This window comes from Exiguobacterium sp. s145 (genome assembly GCF_018618835.1).
GTDB classification, from domain to species: domain Bacteria; phylum Bacillota; class Bacilli; order Exiguobacteriales; family Exiguobacteriaceae; genus Exiguobacterium_A; species Exiguobacterium_A artemiae.
In genome coordinates this window covers 20,743-28,774 of sequence record NZ_JACSMV010000030.1, presented here as the reverse complement: position 1 = coordinate 28,774, position 8,032 = coordinate 20,743, and the positions used below count along the sequence as shown (strand labels likewise).

At 43.5% G+C, this 8,032-nt stretch carries 6 protein-coding genes and 2 riboswitches; all 6 genes read right to left on the bottom strand.

The window, feature by feature from the left end; genetic code table 11:
• Window positions 1–299: 299 nt before the first annotated feature.
• Window positions 300–1,211: a proline dehydrogenase family protein gene (locus KNQ07_RS15500; protein ID WP_214767840.1), complete on the bottom strand. Its 912-nt coding sequence runs from the start codon at window positions 1,209–1,211 to the stop codon at window positions 300–302.
• Between the two features lie 91 nt (window positions 1,212–1,302).
• A complete protein-coding gene (locus tag KNQ07_RS15495) occupies window positions 1,303–2,607 on the bottom strand; it encodes an NCS2 family permease (RefSeq protein WP_026829315.1) in 1,305 nt (434 codons plus the stop codon).
• 135 nt (window positions 2,608–2,742) lie between these two features.
• A riboswitch (purine riboswitch) is annotated at window positions 2,743–2,844 on the bottom strand.
• Window positions 2,845–2,964: 120 nt separating this feature from the next.
• Entirely contained in the window at window positions 2,965–3,981 is a 1,017-nt protein-coding gene (locus KNQ07_RS15490) for an acyltransferase family protein (protein WP_214767838.1), read from the bottom strand.
• A gap of 172 nt (window positions 3,982–4,153) precedes the next feature.
• Entirely contained in the window at window positions 4,154–5,128 is a 975-nt protein-coding gene (locus KNQ07_RS15485) for a YsnF/AvaK domain-containing protein (protein WP_214767836.1), read from the bottom strand.
• A gap of 310 nt (window positions 5,129–5,438) precedes the next feature.
• Complete coding sequence (locus KNQ07_RS15480; RefSeq protein ID WP_214767834.1) at window positions 5,439–5,978, bottom strand: hypothetical protein; 540 nt, start codon at window positions 5,976–5,978, stop codon at window positions 5,439–5,441.
• Window positions 5,979–6,278: 300 nt separating this feature from the next.
• Window positions 6,279–7,799: a glutamine-hydrolyzing GMP synthase gene (gene guaA, locus KNQ07_RS15475; protein WP_214767842.1), complete on the bottom strand. Its 1,521-nt coding sequence runs from the start codon at window positions 7,797–7,799 to the stop codon at window positions 6,279–6,281.
• Window positions 7,800–7,928: 129 nt separating this feature from the next.
• Window positions 7,929–8,030: riboswitch (purine riboswitch) on the bottom strand.
• Window positions 8,031–8,032: the final 2 nt, after the last annotated feature.

Sequence of the window (8,032 nt, the reverse complement as noted above, 5' to 3'; positions counted from 1 at the left end):
AGTCACGTTGACGAAGCTTGCGCTTCATTCATTGTTTGTATCCGAAGATACGTTTTTTGCCTCATCGTTCAGTTTTCAAAGTTCGTCATTTCTTTCGCGTCGTATTAGCGACTTCAATAGATTAACAGGTTCTTATGATTATGTCAACCATGTTTGAGAAAAAGATTTTTCAGCCCCAACAAACCGTTTATAAAAGGCGTCTCGCTGGAACATTTATTAATATAACAACAAAATTCGACAAACACAAGCATTATTTTAAAAAAACTTTACAAAGGATTTAAAAACCCTTTGTAAAGGATTTAAAGTCTCAACATACTCATCATGGTAAATCCAATGTTAGCCGGTCGTTCCGCCAACCGTTTCATCAGATACGTATACCAGTCGACGCCATGCGGAACATAAATGACGACACGGAATCCTTCTTTCACTAATTCCTGTTGACGCTTCGGCCGCATCCCCTGAAGCATTTGAAACTCAAACTGTTCGGATCCGATGCTATGCTGGTGAACAAAGCGAACGACTTCCCGGATCATATCTTCGTCATGTGTCGCAACTTGCGTATAACAGCCTTGCAAAAGATTTTGTTTGACGAGTTGCAGATATGTTGCATCAACCGTTTCTTTCCGCTCAATATAAATATCTGCCGGGCCTGTATATGCTCCTTTAACGACACGAACTGTCGACTGCAATCGTTCAAGATCAAAGCGCGTCCGATATAGGTTGGCTTGCAAAGCAATCCCGACATTTGAAAAACGACCGTGCAACCGTTCAAAAACTTGAATGATCGTTTCACACACCGCTTCTTCTTCCATATTAACGGTCACACGCATATCGAACAGTTCTGCCGTTTCCAAAATCCTTGTCATCTGCTTCTCCGCGATTTGCGGATTAAGCCGTAATCCGACTGATGTCAGTTTTAAAGAGACTTGGGCATTTAACTTTTCTTCCGCAATGCAGTAGATGACTTTGATGCATTCGTCAGCAATCCCGATTGCATCTTGTTCTGTTTCGATGAATTCACCGAGACAATCAACCGTTACCGCCCGTCCGTCTTTATTTAATTCCCGGACCGTTTGAATCGTTTCTTCCGTTTCCTGCCCTCCGACAAAAAAGGTTCCGCCTAACGGTAGACCGATTTTCCGTGCCGTCTGAATCAATCCATTGTGCTCGGCTAAATATTCAAAAACCGGACCTGTCGGGTTTTTCATCATACGAACACCTCCTCTTAATCCCCTTTCCCTCCTGCATAAAAAAAACGCCTCTCTTCTATATAGAAGAAAGACGTCATGAGCAATCAAAAAATTAATGTAACCAGATGAAGTAAGCCAGGAATCCGAGTGACATGGCGTACATGATCGGATGGACTTCTTTCGCGCGTCCTTTTGCAATCATCGTGATCGGATAGAACAGGAATCCGAAAGCAATCCCGGTTGCGATCGAATACGTCAGCGGCATCATGATGACTGTCAAGAAAGCCGGCACTGCATATTCGAACTTCTTCCAGTCGATCTGGAGAAGTGATGAAGCCATCAACACACCGACGATGATTAACGCTGGCGCCGTGACCGGTGCTGTGATAATCGCGAGCAACGGTGAGAAGAACAAAGCAAGTCCGAAGAATAATCCTGTCACGATCGCCGTCATACCTGAGCGACCACCTGCTGCAACACCGGCACTTGATTCAATGTAAGAGACTGTCGTTGACGTTCCGAGAATCGAACCGGCAACTGTTGCTGTTGAATCCGCAATCAAGGCACGACCGGCACGCGGGACTTTATTTTCTTTAATCAGTCCTGCTTGGTTAGCGACCGCAACTAGTGTTCCTGCTGTATCGAAGAAATCAACGAAGAAGAACGTTAAGATGACGACTGCCATTTGAACCGTAAAGATTTCGTTAAAGTGTAAGAACGCTTGACCGAATGTCGGGGCGATACTTGGCGGAGCTGAGACGATTTCACCGAGACTTGACGGCACCGGAATTAAACCAAAGATCATACCGGCGATTGCTGTGATGATCATTCCGAAGAAGATCGCCCCTTTAATGCCACGTGTCATTAAGATAGCTGAGATGACTAAGCCGAAGACAGCAAGTAATGTTGTCCCCTGACCGAGGTTACCGAGTGAGACGAGTGTCGCTTCGTTGGCGACGACGATGCCACCCGTTTTTAAACCGATGAAAGCAATGAATAAACCGATTCCGGCAGCTACTGCCATTTTAAGAGGTTCAGGAATTGCATTGATGATGGTTTCCCGAATCCCAGACGCTGTTAACACCATGAAAACCAGACCGGATACTAAAACACCGGATAAAGCTGTTTGCCACGGGATACCCATTCCGATAACGACGCTGTAAGCGAAGAACGCGTTTAGTCCCATACCGGGTGCCAGGGCAATCGGATAATTGGCGAGTAAGCCCATCGTGACCGAACCGATGATCGCAACGAGTGCTGTTGCACCGAAGACCGCTCCGGCATCCATTCCCGCTTCTGCGAGTGTGTTCGGATTGACGAACAAGATGTAAGCCATCGCGAAGAACGTCGTCATACCGGCGATGAACTCTGTCCGCATATTCGTACCGAGTCCATTAAAGTCGAAGTAACGCGCAATCGCATTCTCCTTTTGTTTTGGTTGTTGCGGTTTCATCTGTGTGCTCATGGTTGCCCTCTTTCCAAATAAGCCGTCTCAAGAAACGAAAAAAACGGCAGTTACCTAAGCGGTAAAAGCCGTTTCTTTAAGCGCACACCGGAAATCAGTGCACGCCGTAGTAGGAACCTTTAAGGTGTTCCTGTAGAGACTTCCGGGCCATATCCCCAGAATTATACGGCATTATTTTTTGTTTTTTTAGTGGATGATTAAGATAAGAACAGACACATCGTAGCACGCTCTAAATCACCGGTCAACCATAAAAGCGAAATTTAGTCGTTTAAATAAACCGAACGTTCGGTTTTGGAAGCGTTTTTTCGATCAGCTGACATTTCCTAAGTTTTTTTGATTATGCTTGTCGTTCTTAAAAATAATCCGTGATAACTGAAACCGAAGCGGAACTCTCCCTAAGACCACTACAAGCAAGAATGCCAAAAACGGCAGGAGTAATACTCTCTCTACGGTAAGCTCATTAAAATATGCAGCGGCAACAAGTCCTTTGACGATGAATCCATGAAGAATATAGATGGTCAACGTCTTTGTTCCAAGATGAGAAAATAAGAACGGTTTTCGCGGCACTAGTGTGAAGAACGCTACAATCATGACGCACTGCACCATATACAGAACAAGTCGTACGATTGGTCCTGTATCGGTTAATCCAATCTTGGAATACGAATTCGCTCCACTCAGCAAACCAAACTGAAAAAGGTTCGGCCAAATCCACATCATCAGAGCAACGATCATCATGACACTTACAGCTATTTTACGATTCGGGAATGCTTGATAGATTTTCCAACCTTGACTCTTGAAATAATAACCGAGTACAAAAAACGGAAAGAACACCAAAATCCGTGACAAACTGAACATCCAGCCGATCTGTTCGACGTAACCGGCAACTAAAGCAATCAGAACACTGATGACCACGATGTGTCCAACTCCGAGTTTAGTAAATCGCGCCAACTGAAGAACTGCTGGCAGCATTAAACTCCAAGCGAACATCGCAAACAAATACCAATAAATATAAGCCGGTTGGAAGGTCAAAAATTGATATTGATCCATTCCGATTTCCTTCATGACTGCCACAAATATCAGTTGAATGAGTACGAACAGTACGAGGTAATCAAAAAAAAGTTTTAGTCCGGTTCTGACGGTTAATTCCGCCTTTGAAAAATAACCGGAAATGAAGATGAAGGCCGGCATATGAAACACGTAAATAAAATTAAACACACCTTCTAGCATTCGGCTTTTCACAATAAAAGGTTCGATTAAGTGACCCAGAACCACCAAAAAAATCAAGGTCAATTTGGCGTGATCATAAACCGGATTTCGTCCATTCATCTTCTTCCAACTCCTCTTTCTATCTGTTAATCATCGGACTCTTTTTTACGTTACTAAAATCTACACTTAAACACACGTTTTTTTGAAGAAAAGAAATAAAAACGCGATATATCGTATCGGATCAAAAAAAAGAGAGTAGCTGATGAGCCACTCTCTTTTTATAGCTATAGAATTATCTTCTATCTCCTTGATCAAGTCCGTTGTTTCGATCAAGATTGTTATCTCGTTCAAGTCTTTCATCTCTATTATTATCCCGATCAAGATTGTTTGTCGTATTCGTACCATCATCGATGTCTGCCTCTTCATGACGTACTGTTTCCGAGACAGTTTTAGTATCTTGAACTTTCCGTTTACCAACAACAATTTCTTCAGAAACAACATCTTGTTTTGAAACGACAACGCGTTCTTCAGAAAGCGGGACATGAATCGAGTCATTTTCATCTACAAACGCATCTGTTCTTGTTTCACTTTCATTGACAGGACGACGTTCTACATACACTTCTTCACGCTCAATCGGGACTTCAATGGATTGCTGATCTTCGACTACACGTTTGCTGACATTTACTTCTCCAGTCTGTACTCTTTCTTTATCAACATTCAAACGTTCCTCATGCAGGCGAATCCGTTCTTCTTCTGTCCCGACATCTGGTGAAGTAGTAGATGTCCGATCCATTTCTGAAGAATTATTGTAATCTTGATTCCGGTCCACTCCTGAAGTTGCGCCGTATTTTTCATCCTCGTTCACATCCGAAGCAACGCCGTACCCTTGACCGTAACTCTGATTGTGTTTTTCGTAAGAATCCCCATAATCACTGTCTACATATAATACTAATTTGCCGTTTTGTACTTGACGACGGTACTCTTCCGATTCAGTACGATCAAGTCCCATACCACTGAATGCTTCCGTAGAAGAATCTTCAGAGAAGGCGGCCATGAATTTTCCCATGAATCCTTGATGCTGCTCTTCACCCGTAGTATCCACATGGACGTCTGTCTGGTCTTTTAACATAGAAAACGAATCTTTATCTTGTGCGACGACATACATATCGCTTTCATTGTAACCCTGTGCCTTTAATTCATTCACTTTACTTAATACTTCCGCTTGGGTATTAAACACGTCGATAAATGTATTTTCTTTTCTACTCATGACCTTCTCCTCCTTTGGGATAAACAGCGTTTAAAATTCAATGTTAAAATCAAATATCAAACGCTTACAAGTAATTTTAAATGCCAACATTTTGAATTTCCCCTACTTCTTTTTTAATTAAACTTTTTTTTCACATGTTTAATTAAAAGAAAGTCCGCGCTGGTTTAGCAACAGACTTTCTTCTGGCATTCCATGTTTTGCATTAATCAACAAAAAAACTAATATTTCGCCTTAACCCCTCTATACTTCTTCACATTTTTATACATCAGATCTCATGCAAAAAAATGAGGATTAAAAATCATCTGGAATGTTAGCTAAATATACTTTTAAAGTACTCAGACAGTAGGCCTTCTCCTCTAAATCGATCTTCTAAAACAGGTTTTACCCGCTTTAATTCATTCTTACGTGTTCGACGTGTTCGATAAGTATTCGTGAAAGATCCTAAGTAAGAATATTTATATATAGGTTCCTCAGGATACAATTCATAAGCATGCTTTAACATGGAAATCCCTTTTTCTTCCCACTGTTCATAGTCTCCAAAGTAATAAGGAAACATGGAAATCATATAACCAAAACACCAGAGAAAATCTTCATGCGTTATAAAATGAGCCAAACCGAAATTTGTCACTTCAGTCAACACAGACTCTAATTCATCCGTATCTATATCTGCATCTGTAATCCCAAGCGGCCCTTGTTCGACTACGACATACCAACAAAAAAAGCCAAGTCGTACAGTCGTTTTTAAGTCCGTCGGATTTTGTTGCCATGCTTTTATAAGATATTCTTTTGCTTCATTCCAATTCTCTTGATGCTCTAATCGATCAACTTCAGGCCATGTCCAATCAATCATAGTGGTTCGCCACCTATTCCATTTCATTACTGACTTCATATTATATCAACTGTACGATACACAGCTCGGTGTGTCTTATTTTACTCCTTAGAATTTGTTGGTTCAGTTTGACGTCACTCAACAGTTCCATGATTTTAGTCGCGAAAAAAGCTCCCTTTCATTCACAAATCATGTGAACAAAAGAGAGCTTCATTTTGAAATACAATTGTTGAAGGTGAAACGGATTTCCTTTCACCTGTGTCCTTTAACACGTTGGTAGGACAGGCTTCATGAGACAAATCCCCTCAGTAGGTCTAGTTCTTACTCCCACTCAATCGTTGAAGGTGGTTTCGACGTCACATCGTACAGGACGCGGTTGACGTTCTGAACTTCGTTGACGATCCGGACAGAAATCTTCTCGAGCACGTCCCACGGGATGCGTGCCCAGTCCGATGTCATCCCGTCGATTGATGTAACGGCACGGATTCCGACGGCATAGTCGTATGTCCGCTCGTCACCCATGACACCAACTGAACGAAGCGGCGGCAAGACTGTGAAGTACTGCCAGATTTCGCGTTCAAGACCGGCTTTTTTGATTTCATCACGGAGGATGAAATCGGATTCGCGGACGATTTCAAGTTTCTCGTCTGTGATTTCACCGAGGACACGGATCCCGAGACCTGGTCCCGGGAACGGCTGACGCCAGACGATTTCGTCCGACAAACCGAGTTCTTTTCCGAGTTCGCGGACTTCGTCCTTGAACAGCGTGTTGATCGGTTCGATCAACTTGAACTGCATGTCTTCCGGCAATCCACCAACGTTGTGGTGTGATTTAATCGTTTGGGCCGTATCTGTTCCGCTTTCGATGATATCCGTATAAAGCGTTCCTTGAGCCAGGAAGTCCATATCCGTCAGCTTCGACGCTTCTTCGTCGAATACATAAACGAATTCGTTCCCGATGATTTTTCGTTTTTGCTCCGGATCCGAAACGCCTTTTAACTTGTTGAGGAAGCGGTCCTGCGCGTCAATCTTGATGACGTTCATGTGGAAGTGATCCGCAAATGTTTTCATGACACTTTCGGCTTCCCCTTTACGCAAGAGACCGTGGTCGACGAACATACATGTCAACTGGTCACCGATTGCTGCGTGAATGAGTGCCGCGACGACAGATGAATCAACACCGCCTGAAAGGGCGCAAAGGACCTTTTTATCGCCGACTTCTTCTTTAATTTTTGCGATTTCGATTTCGATGAAGTTTTCCATCGACCAGTCGCCCGTACACTGACAGACTTCGAAGAGGAAGTTTTTCAAGAGTTCTTTACCGAACATCGTATGGTTGACTTCCGGATGATACTGGACGCCGTACATCTTTAGCTCTTCGTTTTTGATTGAAGCAATTGGGCACGAGACATTTGTTCCATCGACGACGAAACCGTTTGGTACCGATGTGACGAGGTCACTGTGGCTCATCCAAACCGTCTGTTCGAGCGGGAGGTTCGCATACATCGGCGATGGATCGTTGAGTGTCAACGTCGCTTTTCCGTACTCGCGGTGTCCGGCGCGTTCAACCGTTCCACCAAAGTGTTGCGACATCAATTGCATACCGTAACAAATTCCGAAAATCGGAATGCCGAGGTCAAAGATTTCTGGATCACAGCGGTACGCGTCTTCTGCGTAGACACTCCGTGGTCCCCCGGAGAAGATGATACCGGCTGGTGCGATGTCTTTTACTTCCGCTGCAGTGATCTTATGCGAATGCAGTTCACTGTAAACTCCGAGATCACGAATGCGGCGTGTGATCAATTGATTGTACTGACCTCCAAAGTCGAGGACGAGGATCATTTCTTGGTCCAAATGTGCTTCCAAATCTATTCCCGCCTTTCCAATTTCATGCGTACCCCGATGAAAAAAGCCCACTCTTCCCCCATAGATAAATGGAAAAAGAGCAGGCCGCTTCACAAAAAAGTGTATACGAAGGGTCTGCTCCTTCATAGTCAGGTCGTTTAAGGTGACCCGGTAGAGACTCTCACGCCATATTCGCGAGTATATACAAAGGAGATGCATGTATGATTTAC